Source organism: Haemophilus influenzae (assembly GCF_900475755.1).
Classification (GTDB): Bacteria; Pseudomonadota; Gammaproteobacteria; order Enterobacterales; family Pasteurellaceae; genus Haemophilus; species Haemophilus influenzae_D.
Genome location: NZ_LS483411.1, coordinates 995,723 through 1,012,592 on the forward strand (window position 1 = coordinate 995,723; position 16,870 = coordinate 1,012,592).

Here is a 16,870-nt window from a genome sequence, read left to right on the forward strand (position 1 = left end):
GGGCGTAAATACGCCCATTGAAAATGTTCTTTAACTATTGAGGAAGATTTTCAGCTTCAAATTTTTTCATAAATGTAATTAGTGCCTCAACACCATTTTGCGACATTGCGTTATAAATAGATGCACGCATTCCACCTAAAACCTTATGACCTTTCAAGGCTTGCAAGCCCGCAGCAGTAGACTCTGCGACAAATTTTGCATCTAATTCAGGATTACCTGTGATGAAAGTCACATTCATTGTTGAGCGGTTTTCTTTTGCTACCACATTGCGGTAAAGTTTGCTCGAATCAATATAATCATAAAGAGTTTGTGCTTTTAGTGCATTACGTTTTTCGATTATTTCTAAGCCACCTATTTCTTTAAGATGTTTAAATACGAGGGAACATAAATACCACGCAAAAGTTGGGGGGGTGTTGATCATTGAGTCTGCATCACGTTGAGTTGCATAATTCCAAATGGATGGGGTTTCTTTACGTGCATTACCGATTAAATCCTCACGAATAATAACTAATGTAATGCCCGCAGGGCCAAGATTTTTTTGCGCCCCTGCATAAATTACACCAAATTTACTGATATCGATTTGACGTGAAAGAATATTTGAAGACATATCCGCGACCAATACGGTATCGCCCACATTTGGTATATCAAAAATCTCCACACCACTGATGGTTTCATTCGGGCAATAATGAACGTAGTCATATTGATCAGCGATATGGCTAAAATCAAGATCGGTAATTCGGGTTTGTTCGCCATTTTCTACGATAGTGATTTCATCAATTTCTGCAAAATTTCTTGCTTCTTTTGCCGCTGTAGCTGACCAATGCCCACTATTTAAATAAAGGGCTTTGCCTTTTTTACCGATTAAGTTCATCGGAATTGCGGCAAATTGACCGCGAGCGCCACCTTGTAAGAAAAGTACACGATAGTTATCAGGAATATTGTAAACCTCACGTAGATCTTTTTCCGCTTGGGTAACGAGTTCCATAAAATACTTTCCGCGATGGCTGACTTCCATCACGGATACGCCTTGATTGAGCCAGTTTGTAAGTTCATTTTGTGCTTTTTGCAACACTTCTGGGAAAATCATCGCAGGACCCGCGCTAAAATTAAAGACTTGTGACATTGTGTTTCCTTGCTTTTTATGAAAATAATGGTGTCTTTTTTATCACTACAAAAATCGATAATCAATGCTTTTTACTGAAATCAAAAAAATTCTTTCCATCATTCATAAAATAGAGGGTAAATTTTGACGATTGATTAAAAAAAAGCTAAATTACGGCACAGTCATTTTATTTATTTTAAAGGGAGTTGTGATGGAAATTGTGAATAAACAATCTTTTCAAGATGTGTTGGAATACGTGCGTATGTATCGTTTAAAAAATAGAATTAAACGAGATATGGAAGACAATAATCGTAAGATTCGCGATAACCAAAAACGCATATTATTGTTGGATAATTTAAATCAATATATTCGTGATGATATGACTATTGCAGAAGTACGCGGAATTATTGAAAGTATGCGTGATGATTATGAAAGCCGAGTGGATGATTACACGATTCGCAATGCTGAACTTTCTAAGCAACGCCGTGAAGCGAGTACGAAAATGAAAGAGCAGAAAAAAGCACACGCAGAATTATTGAAAAACGCTGAAAAATAATAGGATAACTAGAGCCGACTAAATCAGTCGGCTTATTTTTTTATAAACCATTCATTGCATTAATGATTTTAATTTCATCGAAATTGCCAATATCTTCTTGGAATATTGTACGTTCTTGAATTTTCCCCTCTTGTAATAATTTTTCTCGTTGTGTGCCTAAAAGCAATGGCGTGTCTGGTGTGTACCATTTTTTCCCTTGGCGAAAAATTAAATTACCGATGGAACAATCTGTCACTTTTCCATTTTTGATAATTATAATTTCATCACAAGTGCCACGTTGTGCAAACAATGTATTAATTAAACTGCGATCTGAATATTTCAAGCTGTATTCGATATCGTCACAAATTACAGGTTGAAAAGTGCGGTAGATTTTTTGCTGGTATTCAAAATATTGAATTTTTGTGGTTTCGGCATTGTAATCAATACGGCAGCGAACTAATTGATTTTGTAAATCTTCAGGCAGTTGAATAAGGGAAAAAAGATTAAAAATTTTTACCGCACTTTTGCCATAATATTCACGCAAACTACGTTCATATCGCGCTTGGTGTAAATTGATATTTTTAATTTCCCCCTTTTCAATGCAAAGGGTTTCAAATAAAGGGAACATTAAAGTATTCCTGTTAGTTATTGACTAGGGTAAGCATAATTAAACCGATTTTGGGGCGGTAGTTAGAAATACCCCAAAGGGGAATAACTATGCGTAACCGTGGGTACACTTACCCACGGTATAACAGATTTTTATATCGCGTAAGTTTCTGAAATAGGCAAATAAACTTTTTCAAGCAATTCCTGATATTCATCTGCCACGCGACTGTGAATGGTTATACCACCCCCACTATGAAAATAAAATTTTTCATCTACTTGAGAAATAAATCGAATTGCCACCGCACTTTGTAGTGTTTTACCATCAAATATGCCAAAGATTCCTGTGTAATAACCACGTTTTTGTTTTTCTGCTTGTTGAATAATTTGTGTGGTTTTCTCTTTTGGTGCGCCACTAATGGAACCAGCAGGCAAGAGTTTCGATAAAATATCGCCAATTTGATTTTGCCAGTTTTCATTCAATTTTCCGTAAATTTCAGAACTGGTTTGCAGTATTTCGCCTTTTTGTGTTTTTATGCGATCGATATAACGAAATTTTTTCACTTGAATGTGTTCTGCCACCATTGATAAATCGTTACGCATTAAATCAACAATTGTGTAATGCTCGCGTTGTTCTTTTTCATTTGTGAGTAACTGATTTTCTGCATCGGGCAGAGAGGCGTTAATCGTCCCTTTCATGGGATAAGTAAAAATGCGGTTATCCTGAATATTGACAAAACATTCAGGCGAAAAGCAAACAAATTGATCTTGTAACCACAATTTATAAGGTGCATTGGTTTGATGAAAAATTTGTTCCAGTGAAAGATTTCCTGAAATTTCAGTAGGATAGGTTAGATTCAATAAATAAGAATTACCTTTTTGCAATTCACTTTGAACAAGTTCAAAACCTTGTTGATAACGCGAGAAAGGCATTGGATGTTTGGTAAAATTAAGAGGGATAGGTTGTGGAGAAATCGTGCTATTTCTTTTCTCTAAAATATCAAAATAAATGCCTTGTTGTGCAGAATTTTCGAGAGGACAAATCAAGGGTTTTTCTTTTTCAAAATCAATAAGAAAGAAAAATGGCGTGCGTTGTTTGCCATAATGATTAGCCTGTTTAATAAAATGTTGCATTGTGCTTTATGTTATTTTGCGTAAAATTGCACGATTATAACGAATACCGAGCGGTTATGAAATTACTCATCATTAATAATCACGATTCTTTTACTTTTAACTTGGTAGATTTAATTCGGAAATTAAATGTGCCTTATGACGTTTTAAACGTGGAAGATTTGAAAGAAAATACAGCGGAGAACTATAGTCATATATTGATTTCGCCGGGGCCCGATGTGCCACGCGCTTACCCACAAATTTTTTCTCTATTAGAAAAATATTATCAGCAGAAATCTATTTTAGGTGTGTGTTTAGGGCATCAAACCTTATGTGAATTTTTTGGTGGTACATTATATAACTTAGAGAATGTTCGTCACGGGCAGAAAAGAACATTAAAAGTGCGGTCAAATTCCCCGTTGTTTTTTGATCTTCCAACTGAATTTAATATCGGGCTATATCATTCTTGGGGCGTGCAGAAAGATGATTTTCCTCATAGCCTAGAAATTACCGCACTTTGTGATGAAGATGTAGTGATGGCTATGCAGCATAAATTTTTGCCAATTTATAGCGTTCAGTTTCATCCAGAGTCTTATATGTCAGACTTTGGAGAGCAAATTTTGCGTAATTGGTTGGCGATTCCTGCTATCTAATTCTGAATGGGCATATAATACACCACCAAATTCCACACTTGATCTATGAAAAAGAATCAGAGGTATATCAAAGCAAATTATTAGTTCATATTGTTTCTTTCAAACTAAGTAATAAAACTAGGTTACATTATCTCACTTTGTTTTTGTGTCAATTCACTTTACAATGTTGCATTTAAAAGATATTGACAATTTCTACATTAACAGGACAAATCAAATCAATATAACCCTTACGATGAATTAGGATACTATTCTAAACCCTTTTCTTATACGAGTATTGCGCTTTTAGAGGGGAATGCGACATTTTGGGGATTAAAGCCGCCAGCACTCAAAGGGGCTAAAGTATTAGAATTAGGTTCTTCTTTTGGTGGAAGCTTAATCTCTCAAGCGGTTTATTATCCAGATACGGAATTTGTTGGCGTGGATTTAGCGGATAGTCAAATTACCCAAGGTAATGAAATTATTCAATCAATGGGCTTAACCAATGTTCGTTTAGAAACAAAAATATTCTTGAAATTTGTCGCGAAAATTTAACCTCAAACGGTATTGCTTATATTTCTTATAATACCTACCCAGGTTGGAAAAGCCGCGAAGTTGCACGGGATATTATGCTTTATGCCAATAAATATACGCAAGATTTGCCGCTTGCAGAACAAACTCGTCGTGGTAAAGTGGTGGTTCAATTATTTTCTGATGCAATTAAATCCATTGCCTCTGAAAAAATAAAAAATCATAGCCTAGTGGATAATTTTGATAGTATTCAAATACATAGTGATCATTATGTTGCACACGAATATCTTGAATACCACAATCATCCAATTTATCTTCATCAATTTGTGGATAGTCTTAATCAACATCAATTAGCTTATATTGGCGATACCAGTTTCCAACTTTCCTATATTTCTTGGATGCCTCACCATTTGAGAGAAATGATCGATCAATTATCTGAGACTGATTATGTCGCCGTGAGCAATGCCTTGATTATTTTTACAATGTGGCATTTAGACGAAGTTTGTTATGTCATCAGCATTACAAGGCTATTTAATTCAAAATGAATATAAAGATATGAACAACAATGATAAGTTGATTGATGAAACTTATGATTGCACTGAGTTGTTTAATGCGCTTTGTGATGTATTAACAAGATTAGGTTATATCCAGCCTGTAAACCTATAATCTGTGGACGGTGCGTGTTATGTACCGTTTTATTTTTCATCTAAACATTAACTTAAATTGAGAATTATTTGCATTTAAATGAAATTAGGCATAGAATAGCCACAATTCAGTCTTAACTGAATAATTTGCACTCAACATAAGGAGCTTTTCAATGCAATTTAAACATTTCAAACTTGCTACCCTTGCGGCAGCACTTGCTTTTTCTGCTAATAGTTTTGCTGATATTACCGTTTATAATGGTCAGCACAAAGAAGCCGCTACGGCTGTGGCAAAAGCCTTTGAACAGGAAACAGGCATTAAAGTTACGCTAAATAGCGGGAAAAGTGAGCAACTTGCAGGTCAATTAAAAGAAGAAGGCGATAAAACACCAGCCGATGTTTTCTATACTGAACAAACAGCGACTTTTGCCGATCTTTCTGAAGCAGGGCTTTTAGCACCAATTTCAGAACAAACCATTCAACAAACCGCACAAAAAGGCGTACCACTTGCACCGAAAAAAGACTGGATTGCATTAAGTGGCCGTTCTCGCGTAGTGGTTTACGATCACACTAAATTATCTGAAAAAGATATGGAAAAATCAGTGCTTGATTATGCAACACCAAAATGGAAAGGCAAAATCGGTTATGTATCAACTTCTGGCGCGTTCTTAGAGCAAGTTGTTGCGTTAAGCAAAATGAAAGGGGACAAAGTTGCGCTTAATTGGTTAAAAGGTTTAAAAGAGAACGGAAAACTTTACGCTAAAAATAGTGTGGCATTACAAGCGGTTGAAAATGGCGAAGTACCTGCTGCGTTAATCAATAACTATTATTGGTATAACCTAGCAAAAGAAAAAGGCGTGGAAAACCTAAAAAGCCGTCTTTATTTTGTTCGCCACCAAGATCCAGGTGCGTTAGTTAGCTATTCAGGTGCAGCAGTATTGAAAGCTTCTAAAAATCAAGCTGAAGCACAAAAATTTGTTGATTTCTTAGCGAGTAAAAAAGGTCAAGAGGCATTAGTGGCAGCGCGTGCAGAATATCCGTTACGTGCTGATGTGGTTTCGCCATTTAATCTTGAACCTTATGAAAAATTAGAAGCACCAGTGGTGTCCGCAACAACAGCTCAAGATAAAGAACATGCGATCAAATTAATTGAAGAAGCTGGATTGAAATAATCCAAATATTGCGTGCGTGTATTTGAAAAAATTCACGCACGCGTTTACAATTCTCTAACAAAATTAACCGCTTGCGTGCGTGAACTGAAAGGTTCACATTCCTAAAAGGATTTAACTTTGCCTCGCAGACCGCCATTCTGGCTCACTTTACTTATCATCTTAATCGGGCTTCCGTTATGTTTGCCGTTTCTGTATGTCATTTTGCGTGCGACAGAAGTGGGATTAACGCGAAGTGTTGAGCTATTGTTTCGCCCTCGAATGGCTGAATTATTAAGCAATACAATGCTTTTAATGGTTTGTGTAACTATCGGTGCTATTTCACTTGGCACGCTTTGTGCTTTTTTACTTGAACGTTATCGCTTTTTCGGTAAAGCTTTTTTTGAAGTGGCGATGACGTTACCCCTTTGTATTCCCGCCTTTGTAAGTTGTTTTACTTGGATCAGCCTCACATTCCGCGTTGAGGGTTTTTGGGGAACAATTGGTATTATGACATTAAGTTCATTTCCTTTGGCTTATTTGCCCGTTTCCGCCATACTAAAAAGACTTGATCGTTCTCTTGAAGAAGTAAGCCTTTCGCTGGGTAAAAGCCCTGTGTATACCTTTTGGTATGTTATTTTCCCGCAACTTAAACCCGCCATTGGTAGTAGTATCTTACTGATTGCTTTACATATGTTGATCGAATTTGGTGCAGTGTCAATTTTAAATTATCAAACCTTTACCACTGCCATTTTCCAAGAATATGAAATGTCTTTTAACAACAGCACTGCTGCATTATTATCCGCCGTTTTAATGGCGATTTGTATACTTATTGTTTTTGGGGAAATTTTCTTTCGTGGAAAACAAACCCTTTACCACAGTGGAAAAGGTGTTACGCGTCCTTATCTCGTAAAAACACTTTCCTTTGGAAAACAATGTTTAACCTTCGGATTTTTCTCTAGCATATTCATTTTAAGCATTGGCGTGCCTGTGATTATGTTAATTTACTGGCTTATTGTGGGAACTTCACTCGAAAGTGCGGGTGATTTTTCAGAATTTTTATCGGCATTCAGCAATTCATTTATCATTTCAGGCTTAGGCGCATTGCTTACCGTAATGTGTGCCTTGCCATTAGTTTGGGCAGCTGTTCGTTACCGTAGTTATTTAACGATTTGGATCGACCGCTTGCCATATCTATTACACGCTGTGCCAGGCTTAGTCATTGCCTTATCATTAGTCTATTTTTCCATCCATTACGCTAACGACCTATATCAAACCTTTTTTGTGATTATCATTGCCTACTTTATGCTCTATTTGCCAATGGCACAAACTACATTAAGAGCGTCTTTAGAGCAACTTTCCGATCAAATTGAAAAAGTCGGACAAAGTCTTGGGCGAAGCCCTTTCTATATTTTTCGCACCTTGACGCTACCAGCCATATTACCAGGTGTGGCCGCCGCATTTGCTTTGGTTTTTTTGAATTTAATGAAAGAGCTTACCGCGACGCTTTTGCTCACATCAAATGATATTAAAACCTTATCCATTGCTGTGTGGGAACATACCAGCGATGCGCAATATGCTGCCGCCACCCCTTATGCGTTAATGCTCGTTCTTTTTTCGGGTATTCCTGTATTTTTATTGAAAAAATATGCGTTTAAATAAAATGATAAATAATCCGTTATTAACCGTTAAAAATCTCAATAAATTTTTTAATGAACAACAAGTTCTGCACGATATTTCATTCAGCTTACAACGCGGAGAAATCCTCTTTTTACTTGGTGCTTCAGGCTGTGGCAAAACTACATTATTACGTGCCATTGCAGGATTTGAACACCCCAATACTGGCGAAATTTGGCTAAAAGAGCGGTTAATTTTTGGCGAGAATTTTAATCTTCCAACGCAACAACGTCATCTCGGTTATGTGGTGCAAGAGGGCGTACTTTTTCCTCACTTAAATGTCTATCGCAACATTGCTTACGGATTAGGCAACGGCAAAGGAAAAAATAGCGAAGAAAAAACGCGGATTGAACAAATAATGCAACTAACGGGTATTTTTGAACTGGCGGATCGCTTTCCACATCAACTTTCAGGCGGACAACAACAACGCGTAGCATTGGCGCGTGCTTTAGCCCCTAATCCAGAACTGATTTTATTAGACGAGCCTTTCAGTGCCTTAGACGAGCATCTTCGCCAACAAATTCGCCAAGAGATGCTCCAAGCACTTCGCCAAAGCGGTGCTTCCGCAATTTTCGTTACTCACGACCGTGATGAATCCTTACGCTACGCTGATAAAATCGCCATTATTCAGCAAGGTAAAATTTTACAAATCGATACGCCACGCACCCTTTATTGGTCGCCTAATCATCTTGAAACAGCAAAATTTATGGGGGAAAGTATTGTTTTGCCTGCAAATCTACTCGATGAAAATACCGCTCAATGCCAATTAGGCAATATTCCTATAAAAAATAAATCAATCTCACAAAATCAAGGTAGGATTTTGCTTCGTCCAGAACAATTTAGCCTGTTTAAAACATCAGAAAATCCAACCGCACTTTTTAATGGACAAATAAAACAAATTGAATTTAAAGGAAAAATTACCTCCATTCAAATTGAAATTAATGGCTACGCAATATGGATTGAGAACGTTATTTCTCCCGATTTATCTATTGGCGATAATTTGCCTGTTTATTTACATAGAAAAGGGCTTTTTTACGCTTAACAATAAAGCCTTATCTTCACGATAAGGCTTATTTTTAAACAATATATTCGGAAAAAATTTGTTCAAGATGTGATATTAAACAGTCTGCGCCTAAAATATTTTCCCCTTTCCACGCCTGTTGCAAAATCTCTGGAGAAAATTGCTGGCTTGCCAATTCAGCTAACGGCAAATAACTGATATGCCAAGGCTCCCGCCCCACTTTCTTATTGGACTGCATATTCATAAAAGGCAAAGCAAAATCAAAGTGCGGTAAATTTTCGGCAAGAAATTCACTCAATTCAAAGAAGTAGCCGCCTTTTTCATATTCCCAAGGCTCCAGTTGTAAAGATTGCCCTTGTGGCAAAAGATCAGGATCAAAAATATCCACTTCCGTTCCCCAATGATGACGGCTCGCCCCCGGCAATGCAGACCAACGTAAAATCGCCTGACATTTTTGCCAGTCATCTAATTGGTTCAAATCTAATGCCTTTCCTGCATCATCGTGTACTTTTCGCTCGCCCTTAAATTTACTGTTCCAAATAAGTTTTTGGCGTTCAAAATCACGAAAACTGCTCGCAGGCTGTAAATTAAAGCCATTTTTTGCCGCACTTTGTTGCAAAGCTTGAAATGCTTGCATAGCTTGTGTTTGCAAAAAATGATTTGATGAATGAGTTGTGGGTAAATTGACTAAATGCTCACGAGACTTTCCTGTAAGCATTTCTAGGGTTAATTTCATTTTAGCTATCCAATAAATTCACTAACATTTTGTGATAAATTTCACCGCACTTGCCAAGATCTTCTATACTGACACATTCATTGACTTTATGAATGGTTGAATTTAACGGACCAAATTCCACTACTTCTGCGCCCATCAATGCAATAAAACGACCGTCTGACGTGCCACCACCTGTTTCAGCCTTTGGCGTTATGCCTATGGTTTCCTCAATAGCGGAGGTTATCGAATCTAATAATTTACCTGGTTTTGTTAAAAAGGGTTTGCCTGATAAATTCCATTCAATACGATATTTCAAATTGTGTTTTTCTAGCATTTCAGCGACTTTTTGCTTAATGATTTCATCCGTGACTTCTGTGCAATAACGCAAATTAAACTGAATATATAATTCAGCAGGAATTACATTATTACTTCCCGTACCCGCGTGAATGTTAGCAATTTGTAGGATTGTTGGCGGGAAAAATTCATTGCCTTTATCCCATTGGTAAGTCGTTAATTCTTGCAAGAATGGGGCTGCTTTATGGATTGGGTTTTCAGCTAAATGCGGATAGGCTACGTGTCCTTGAATACCTTTAATATAGAGATTTCCTGTAATTGAGCCGCGGCGACCATTTTTGACAACATCGCCTAAGTTTTTAGCACTCGATGGCTCTCCAACCATACAATAAGTAATTTTTTCATCACGCGCCATTAACGTCTCAACCACGCGTATAGTTCCATCTTTTGCGGCAGCCTCTTCATCAGAGGTAATCAATAATGCAATGGTGCCTTTATGATTAGGATTTGCTTTTACGTATTCTTCTGCCGCCACAATCATTGCTGCAAGGGAGCCTTTCATATCCGCCGCACCACGCCCATAAAGCATGCCATCAATAATCTCCGCAGAAAACGGCGGAGACGACCATTGATTTTCATCGCCAGTAGGCACAACATCCGTATGACCTGCAAAAGCAATAACTGGCTCGCTCGTTCCGTGTTTTGCCCACAAATTCAACGTGTCATTAAAAGGCATCCATTCAATTTGAAAACCTAATTTTTCTAAACCTTCGGCAATAATTTGCTGACAGCCTTCGTCATTTGGGCTAATAGACGGGCGACGAATTAAATCTTGCGCCAACGAAACCACTTTTTCTTTCATAAAAACTCCTAAGAAAATAACCGCACTTTAAGCAAAAGCAGCCTGATATTCCTTTTCATTAAATCCAATTAATGCCTTCCCATCTTGTAAAATAATTGGGCGTTTAATTAAAGTTGGATTCTCAGCCAACACGGAAAGTGCGGTGGTTTTATCAAGAGAATTTTTAACTTGCTCATCCAAATTACGCCAAGTTGTACTGCGTTTATTCACTAACACATCCCAGCCAAATTGAGTTTCCGCTTGGGTTAAAAAATTCAAATCTAACCCATCAATACGGTAATCATGGAGTTTATATTCAATATTGTGATCCGCCAACCATTTCAACGCTTTCTTTACTGTATCGCAATTTTTAATACCGTAAACTGTAATCATATTTCACCTAAAAAAGAAAAATCCTCAATCTAATCAGATTGAGGATTTTAACCCTTATGCTACTTCATCTCAAATGAATTAACCTAACAACTTATTGATACGTTTAATAAACGCAGCTGGATTTTCCAAAGATCCGCGCTCTGCTAACATAGCTTGTTCAAGCAACAGTTCCACCCAATCAGCAAATTCAGTTTCATCTGCAATATCAGCCACTTTTTTCACTAAATGATGTTCTGGATTAAGTTCAAAAGTGTATTTTACTTCTGGAACAGGTTGCCCTGCGGCTGCAAACAATTTCGCCATTTGAGTCGTCATTTGATCGTTATCTGTAGAAACTACCGCTGGTGTATCTGTTAAATTGTGAGTTAAACGCACCATTTTCACACGTTCCCCAAGCAAGTTTTTCACACGCTCAATAAAACTACCAAAGGCTTCATCTTGTTGTTTTTGTGTTTCAGATTCTTTATCCGCTAAATCGCCTAAATCCAAATCGGCTTTCGTGATACTTTGTAATTGTTTACCGTCAAATTCAGTTAAATAGCTTAACATCCATTCATCAATGCGATCGGAAAGCAATAAAACCTCAATGCCTTTTTTATTGAATAACTCCAAGTGCGGACTATTTTTCGCTGCAACATAACTATCCGCTGTAATGTAATAGATAGCTTTTTGCCCCTCTTTCATACGCGAGATGTAATCTTCTAAAGAGACAGTTTGCTCGCTGCTATCATTATGCGTTGAAGCAAAACGCAATAACTTCGCGACAGTTTCTTTATTAGCAAAATCTTCTGCAGGGCCTTCTTTCAAGACTAAACCAAACTCTTTCCAGAATTGGAGATATTTTTCTGTATCATCTTTTGCTAATTTTTCTAGCATTTGTAATGAACGCTTAGTTAATGCTTTGCGTAATGCTGCAGTAATTTTGTTATCTTGCAAAATTTCACGAGATACATTTAATGGCAAGTCATTGCTATCAATTAAACCACGCATAAAACGTAGATAATTCGGCATAAATTGCTCAGCATCATCCATAATAAATACACGTTGAACATAAAGTTTTAAGCCGTGTTTATGTTCGCGATTAAATAAATCCCAAGGTGCTTTAGCTGGCACATAAAGCAAACTAGTATATGCTTGATTTCCTTCAACTTTGTTATGCGCCCAAGTCACAGGATCTGCAAAATCATGGCTTAAATGTTTGTAAAACTCCTTATATTCCTCATCGGAGACATCATTTTTAGAACGCGTCCAAAGTGCATCGGATTTATTAATTTTCTCCCATTTTTCGCCGCACTCTTTGCCTTCATCATCGTATTCTTTCGTCAGCATTTCCACTGGCAAGCCAATATGGTCAGAATATTTACTGATAATTTCACGCAAACGCCATTCGTTTAAAAATTCTTTTTCATCTTCACGTAAGTGCAAAATCACATCTGTGCCACGGGATTTTTTCTCAATATCCGCCACAGAATATTCGCCTTCGCCCGCAGATTCCCAAAGTACGGCTTTATCCGCCTCTTCACCAGCTGCTCTGGTTTTTACAGTCACTTTATCTGCCACAATAAAAGCTGAATAAAAACCTACACCAAACTGCCCAATAAACTGGCTATTTTTTGCTTGATCTTGACCAAGTGCGGTTAAAAATTCTTTTGTTCCTGATTTCGCAATCGTACCCAAATGATCGATGACTTGCTCGCGAGTCATACCAATGCCGTTATCGCTAATTGTGATAGTGCCTTTGTCCGTATCAAAGCTCACACGCACACGCAAGTCGCCATCACTTTCATATAAAGCAGGGTTGGAAAGCGCTTTAAAACGTAATTTATCTGCCGCATCAGAGGCATTAGAAATTAATTCACGTAAGAAAATTTCTTTGTTGGAATACAAAGAATGAATCATTAATTGGAGGAGTTGTTTGACTTCAGATTGGAAGCCACGAGTTTCTTGATTTTGTGACATAATTTTTTCCTTCATAAAGATAAAAATTGAACGTCACAGATATAAGAATAAAAAGAAAGATTTCAAGGGGAAAAGCAAAGTGCGGTGAATTTTCACCGCACTTTTATCAGGCTAACATCAATTACTCTTTTCTTTCCTTCACATTTTCAACCCAGCGTTCTATTAATCGTTTCGCCTCTTGATCCGAACCAAATTTGATGAAATCAATATCAAGTAGTTTAAGTTTTGCTGGCTCTGAAAGATGTGGATGCGCTTTGGCATGAATATTTGTTGGCAGTTGGTAAGAATCCGCCTCACGCCAATGAATTTCTTGGGCTTCAGCAGAAAGAACAAAATCGACAAAGCGTTTAGCATTCTCTAAATTGCGTCCATTTTTAATGATACTGACCGCCCCTAACGTATAGCCTATGCCTTCGCAAGGTAAAGCACCAATAACTGGCGCACCTTTATCCTTTTCACGCACATAAGTATGCATAAAACCAATATCAACAGCGGCTGCGCCCGTAGAAATATTAGCCGTTGCTAATCCAGTTTTCGTGTATTGAGCAATGTTTTTGTCAAGTTCTTTCAAATAAGCAAAGGCTTTATCTTCGCCCATAATTTCAATTAAAGTTGTAAGAATAGTGTAGCCAGTGCCCGATACTCGAGGATCTGGATATTGAATTAACCCTTTAAATTCTGGTTTTAATAAATCAGCATAACATTGAGGTTTCGCGATATTTTTTTCAGCTAGCAGTTTTTCATTCATCCCAATGCCAAGCTCCATAAGATAAATAATCGACGTAGTATCGCCACGTTGTTCCGTGAGCTTTTTGAATTGAGGCATAATTTCTTTTTGCAGAGGCGAACGATAAGTTTCTAACAAACCTGCATCTCGTGCTTGAAAGTGCGGTTCCAATGTACCGCCATACCACACGTCTGCTTGTGGATTTTCTTTTTCAGCTTTGATTTTGCCTAATACAGTCCCAGTGCTATTACGCACAAACTGAGTGTCCACATTATATTTTTTGCTAAAAGCGCGAGCGACTTTTTCACAAGTCGTGTTTTGGACGCTGCAATACAGCACTAATTTGCCTTCTGCTTGAGCAGGGGTTGATAAACTTAATCCTAATAAGCCGCAACCAAGCACGCTGGAAAGTGCGGTCAATTTAAAAGAATTTTTTAAAGAAAAAGAGAGTGTCATGATGCATCCTTACTTATATGAATACAGAAAAAAGTAAGTCAGCCCTTTAAGTAAGAAGGAGAGATTAGTTTCCTACGCCAGTGCTAACTGTTTCAGGTTCACGGGTATTTTCTCAGCGATGTCCGCACCCCGACTAACCGTGAATCAATATAAGTTGTAATACTATTTTTGTAAAGTCGGATAAGTTTATGATTTTCTTGATTGTGATATAAAAAAATTAGACTTATAATTCCTGTAAATTTGAACAGATAAAAATTTCATCATGGATATTTCTGAATTACTTGACGGACTTAACGATAAACAACGCAAAGCCGTAGCTGCTCCTCTTGGTAATCACTTAGTGCTAGCTGGTGCAGGCTCTGGCAAAACGCGTGTATTGACACACCGTATCGCTTGGTTAATTGCGGTAGAAAATATTTCTGAAGGCAGCATTATGGCGGTGACGTTTACCAATAAAGCAGCAGCAGAAATGCGTCATCGTATTCAAGCTACCCTTGCCAAACACGCACAACATCAATTATTTGGTATGTGGATTGGAACCTTTCATAGCATTGCCCATCGTTTATTGCGAGCCCACCATTTAGATGTAGGATTGCCACAGGATTTCCAAATTTTGGATTCAGAAGATCAACTTCGTTTAATTAAACGGTTATTAAAATTACATAATTTTGATGAGAAAGCTTTTCCGCCGAAACAGGCTTGTTGGTATATCAATAACAAAAAAGATGAAGGCTTGCGACCAAACGACATTGAAGATTTTAATGATCGTCAAGAGCGTGAATGGATTAAAATTTATCAGATTTATCAAGACACTTGCGATCGCGCAGGATTAGTCGATTTTGCTGAATTATTAATTCGAGCCTATGAATTATTTGAGAAAAAACCATTAATTTTGCAACTTTATCAACAACGTTTTCAGCATATTTTGGTAGATGAATTTCAAGACACCAATAAAATTCAATATAAATGGATCAAAATTCTCGCAGGAAAAACAGGCAAAGTAATGATTGTGGGCGATGATGATCAATCTATTTATGGTTGGCGTGGTGCACAAATCGAAAATATCCAGAAATTCTTAAAAGATTTCAAAGCAGAAACAATTCGCCTTGAACAAAACTATCGTTCTACCGCCAATATCCTAAACAGCGCAAATGAATTGATTGCAAACAATAGTGATCGTCTTGGTAAAAATTTATGGACAGAGGGTGAAAAAGGCGATCCTGTGGGCATCTATGCCGCCTTTAATGAATTGGACGAAGCAAAATTTGTCGCTTCACAAATTCAGGATTGGGTAGAAAATGGCGGAAAACTTGATGATTGCGCTGTACTTTATCGTAGTAATAGTCAATCACGGGTTATTGAAGAAGCCTTAATTCGTTGTCAAATTCCATATCGTATTTATGGCGGTATGCGTTTCTTCGAACGCCAAGAAATTAAAGATGCGTTAGCCTATCTTCGTTTGATTAATAATCGTCAAGATGATGCGGCTTTTGAGCGTGTAATTAATACGCCAACCCGTGGCATTGGCGACCGCACTTTAGATATATTGCGTAACTTAACACGCGAACGCCAAATTACCTTATGGCAAGCAGTACAAGTCGCAACACAAGAAAATATGTTGGCTGGACGAGCCTCAACAGCCTTATTACGTTTCCAAGAATTAATTAATTCATTACAACTTGATACAGCAGAAATGCCGCTTTTCGCACAAACTGATTTTGTGATTAAACATTCGGGTTTATATGAAATGTATCAACAAGAAAAAGGCGAAAAAGGCGAAGTGCGTATTGAAAACTTGGAAGAGTTAGTCAGTGCAACCCGTGAATTTATCAAACCTGATAATGCAGAAGAAATGACCGAACTCACCGCCTTTTTAACGCACGCTTCCTTAGAAGCTGGCGAAGAACAAGCCTCTCCGCATCAATCTTGTGTAGAAATGATGACGTTACACTCCGCTAAAGGCCTAGAATTTCCTCGTGTGTTTATGGTCGGCGTAGAAGAAGGATTATTCCCAAGTTTCCGTTCTTTTGAAGAACCTGGGCGTTTAGAAGAAGAACGTCGTTTAGCTTACGTCGGTATTACTCGCGCGAAGAAAAAACTGACCATCTCTTATGCGGAAAGCCGTCGGTTATATGCAAAAGAAGAACGCCATTTACCATCACGTTTTATCGCAGAATTACCGAGAGAATGTATCCAAGAAATTCGTTTACGAGGGACTGTCACGCGTGCAATGAATCTAACAAAAGTCGGTTCATTGTCGAATACCAGTGCGGTCGAAAATGAATGGAAAATGGGTCAAAAAGTCAAACATGAAAAATTCGGTTTTGGCACAGTCATTAATGTCGAAGGATCAGATAACAATACTCGCCTCCAAATTGCCTTCCAAGCACAAGGCATTAAATGGCTTATTGCACATTTGGCAAAACTGGAAAAAGTACGGTAGAATCCAAGAGAGTTTTACTTCTACCGATTAATTTCTTTGAAA

At 37.7% G+C, this 16,870-nt stretch carries 17 protein-coding genes and 1 riboswitch; of the genes, 9 read left to right on the plus strand and 8 right to left on the minus strand.

The window, feature by feature from the left end; translation table 11 throughout:
* Positions 1–34: 34 nt before the first annotated feature.
* Positions 35–1,123 (minus strand): 3-phosphoserine/phosphohydroxythreonine transaminase, encoded by a 1,089-nt coding sequence (gene serC, locus DQN24_RS04980; protein ID WP_021035455.1) that lies wholly within the window; start codon positions 1,121–1,123, stop codon positions 35–37.
* A gap of 190 nt (positions 1,124–1,313) precedes the next feature.
* On the opposite strand from serC, the gene DQN24_RS04985 reads away from it, so the two are divergent.
* Positions 1,314–1,658, plus strand: a complete 345-nt coding sequence (locus DQN24_RS04985; RefSeq protein WP_005653635.1) for a DUF496 family protein — start codon at positions 1,314–1,316, stop codon at positions 1,656–1,658.
* Positions 1,659–1,698: 40 nt separating this feature from the next.
* Here DQN24_RS04985 and DQN24_RS04990 read toward each other — a convergent pair whose 3' ends face one another.
* Both DQN24_RS04990 and DQN24_RS04995 read right to left on the minus strand, forming a co-directional pair.
* Positions 1,699–2,265 (minus strand): aminotransferase class IV family protein, encoded by a 567-nt coding sequence (locus DQN24_RS04990; protein ID WP_021035454.1) that lies wholly within the window; start codon positions 2,263–2,265, stop codon positions 1,699–1,701.
* Positions 2,266–2,396: 131 nt separating this feature from the next.
* Positions 2,397–3,374, minus strand: a complete 978-nt coding sequence (locus DQN24_RS04995; protein ID WP_111695476.1) for an aminodeoxychorismate synthase component I — start codon at positions 3,372–3,374, stop codon at positions 2,397–2,399.
* 56 nt (positions 3,375–3,430) lie between these two features.
* Here DQN24_RS04995 and DQN24_RS05000 point away from each other — a divergent pair, with 56 nt between their 5' ends.
* From DQN24_RS05000 to fbpC, 7 genes are all read left to right on the plus strand, one after another.
* The gene (locus DQN24_RS05000; protein WP_111695477.1) at positions 3,431–4,003 is read left to right on the plus strand and encodes an anthranilate synthase component II; all 573 of its coding nucleotides are present in this window, start codon (positions 3,431–3,433) and stop codon (positions 4,001–4,003) included.
* A gap of 375 nt (positions 4,004–4,378) precedes the next feature.
* On the plus strand, positions 4,379–4,534 hold the full coding sequence (locus tag DQN24_RS09270) for a hypothetical protein (RefSeq protein ID WP_411690095.1): 156 nt from the start codon (positions 4,379–4,381) through the stop codon (positions 4,532–4,534).
* A 74-nt stretch (positions 4,535–4,608) separates the two neighbouring features.
* Positions 4,609–5,055 (plus strand): methyltransferase regulatory domain-containing protein, encoded by a 447-nt coding sequence (locus tag DQN24_RS09275; RefSeq protein WP_411690089.1) that lies wholly within the window; start codon positions 4,609–4,611, stop codon positions 5,053–5,055.
* Positions 5,018–5,176 carry a hypothetical protein gene (locus tag DQN24_RS09280; protein ID WP_021035451.1) on the plus strand — a complete coding sequence of 53 codons (159 nt, stop codon included), beginning with the start codon at positions 5,018–5,020 and terminating at the stop codon, positions 5,174–5,176. The genes DQN24_RS09275 and DQN24_RS09280 overlap by 38 nt, the downstream gene beginning before the upstream one ends.
* A gap of 151 nt (positions 5,177–5,327) precedes the next feature.
* Positions 5,328–6,326, plus strand: coding sequence for an iron ABC transporter substrate-binding protein (locus DQN24_RS05010; RefSeq protein ID WP_005667903.1), 999 nt, complete (start codon positions 5,328–5,330; stop codon positions 6,324–6,326).
* 117 nt (positions 6,327–6,443) lie between these two features.
* Complete coding sequence (locus tag DQN24_RS05015) at positions 6,444–7,964, plus strand: ABC transporter permease (protein WP_005687630.1); 1,521 nt, start codon at positions 6,444–6,446, stop codon at positions 7,962–7,964.
* On the plus strand, positions 7,951–9,021 hold the full coding sequence (gene fbpC / locus DQN24_RS05020) for a heme ABC transporter ATP-binding protein FbpC (RefSeq protein WP_032821670.1): 1,071 nt from the start codon (positions 7,951–7,953) through the stop codon (positions 9,019–9,021). Before DQN24_RS05015 ends, fbpC begins: the two co-directional genes overlap by 14 nt.
* Positions 9,022–9,055: 34 nt before the next feature.
* Here the strand turns inward: fbpC and DQN24_RS05025 are convergent, their stop codons facing one another.
* The 5 genes from DQN24_RS05025 to DQN24_RS05045 all read right to left on the minus strand — a co-directional run bounded on the left by DQN24_RS05025 (position 9,056) and on the right by DQN24_RS05045 (position 14,385).
* Positions 9,056–9,736, minus strand: coding sequence for a M15 family metallopeptidase (locus DQN24_RS05025; protein WP_005687632.1), 681 nt, complete (start codon positions 9,734–9,736; stop codon positions 9,056–9,058).
* Between the two features lies 1 nt (position 9,737).
* Positions 9,738–10,871, minus strand: coding sequence for a succinyl-diaminopimelate desuccinylase (gene dapE, locus DQN24_RS05030; protein WP_111695478.1), 1,134 nt, complete (start codon positions 10,869–10,871; stop codon positions 9,738–9,740).
* Positions 10,872–10,898: 27 nt separating this feature from the next.
* Positions 10,899–11,243, minus strand: a complete 345-nt coding sequence (locus DQN24_RS05035) for an ArsC family reductase (protein ID WP_011961808.1) — start codon at positions 11,241–11,243, stop codon at positions 10,899–10,901.
* Between the two features lie 78 nt (positions 11,244–11,321).
* Entirely contained in the window at positions 11,322–13,202 is a 1,881-nt protein-coding gene (gene htpG / locus DQN24_RS05040; protein WP_172453975.1) for a molecular chaperone HtpG, read from the minus strand.
* A 121-nt stretch (positions 13,203–13,323) separates the two neighbouring features.
* A complete protein-coding gene (locus DQN24_RS05045) occupies positions 13,324–14,385 on the minus strand; it encodes an ABC transporter substrate-binding protein (RefSeq protein ID WP_050847246.1) in 1,062 nt (353 codons plus the stop codon).
* A 52-nt stretch (positions 14,386–14,437) separates the two neighbouring features.
* A riboswitch (TPP riboswitch) is annotated at positions 14,438–14,527 on the minus strand.
* 120 nt (positions 14,528–14,647) lie between these two features.
* Here DQN24_RS05045 and uvrD point away from each other — a divergent pair.
* Positions 14,648–16,828: a DNA helicase II gene (uvrD, locus tag DQN24_RS05050; protein WP_172453976.1), complete on the plus strand. Its 2,181-nt coding sequence runs from the start codon at positions 14,648–14,650 to the stop codon at positions 16,826–16,828.
* Positions 16,829–16,870: the final 42 nt, after the last annotated feature.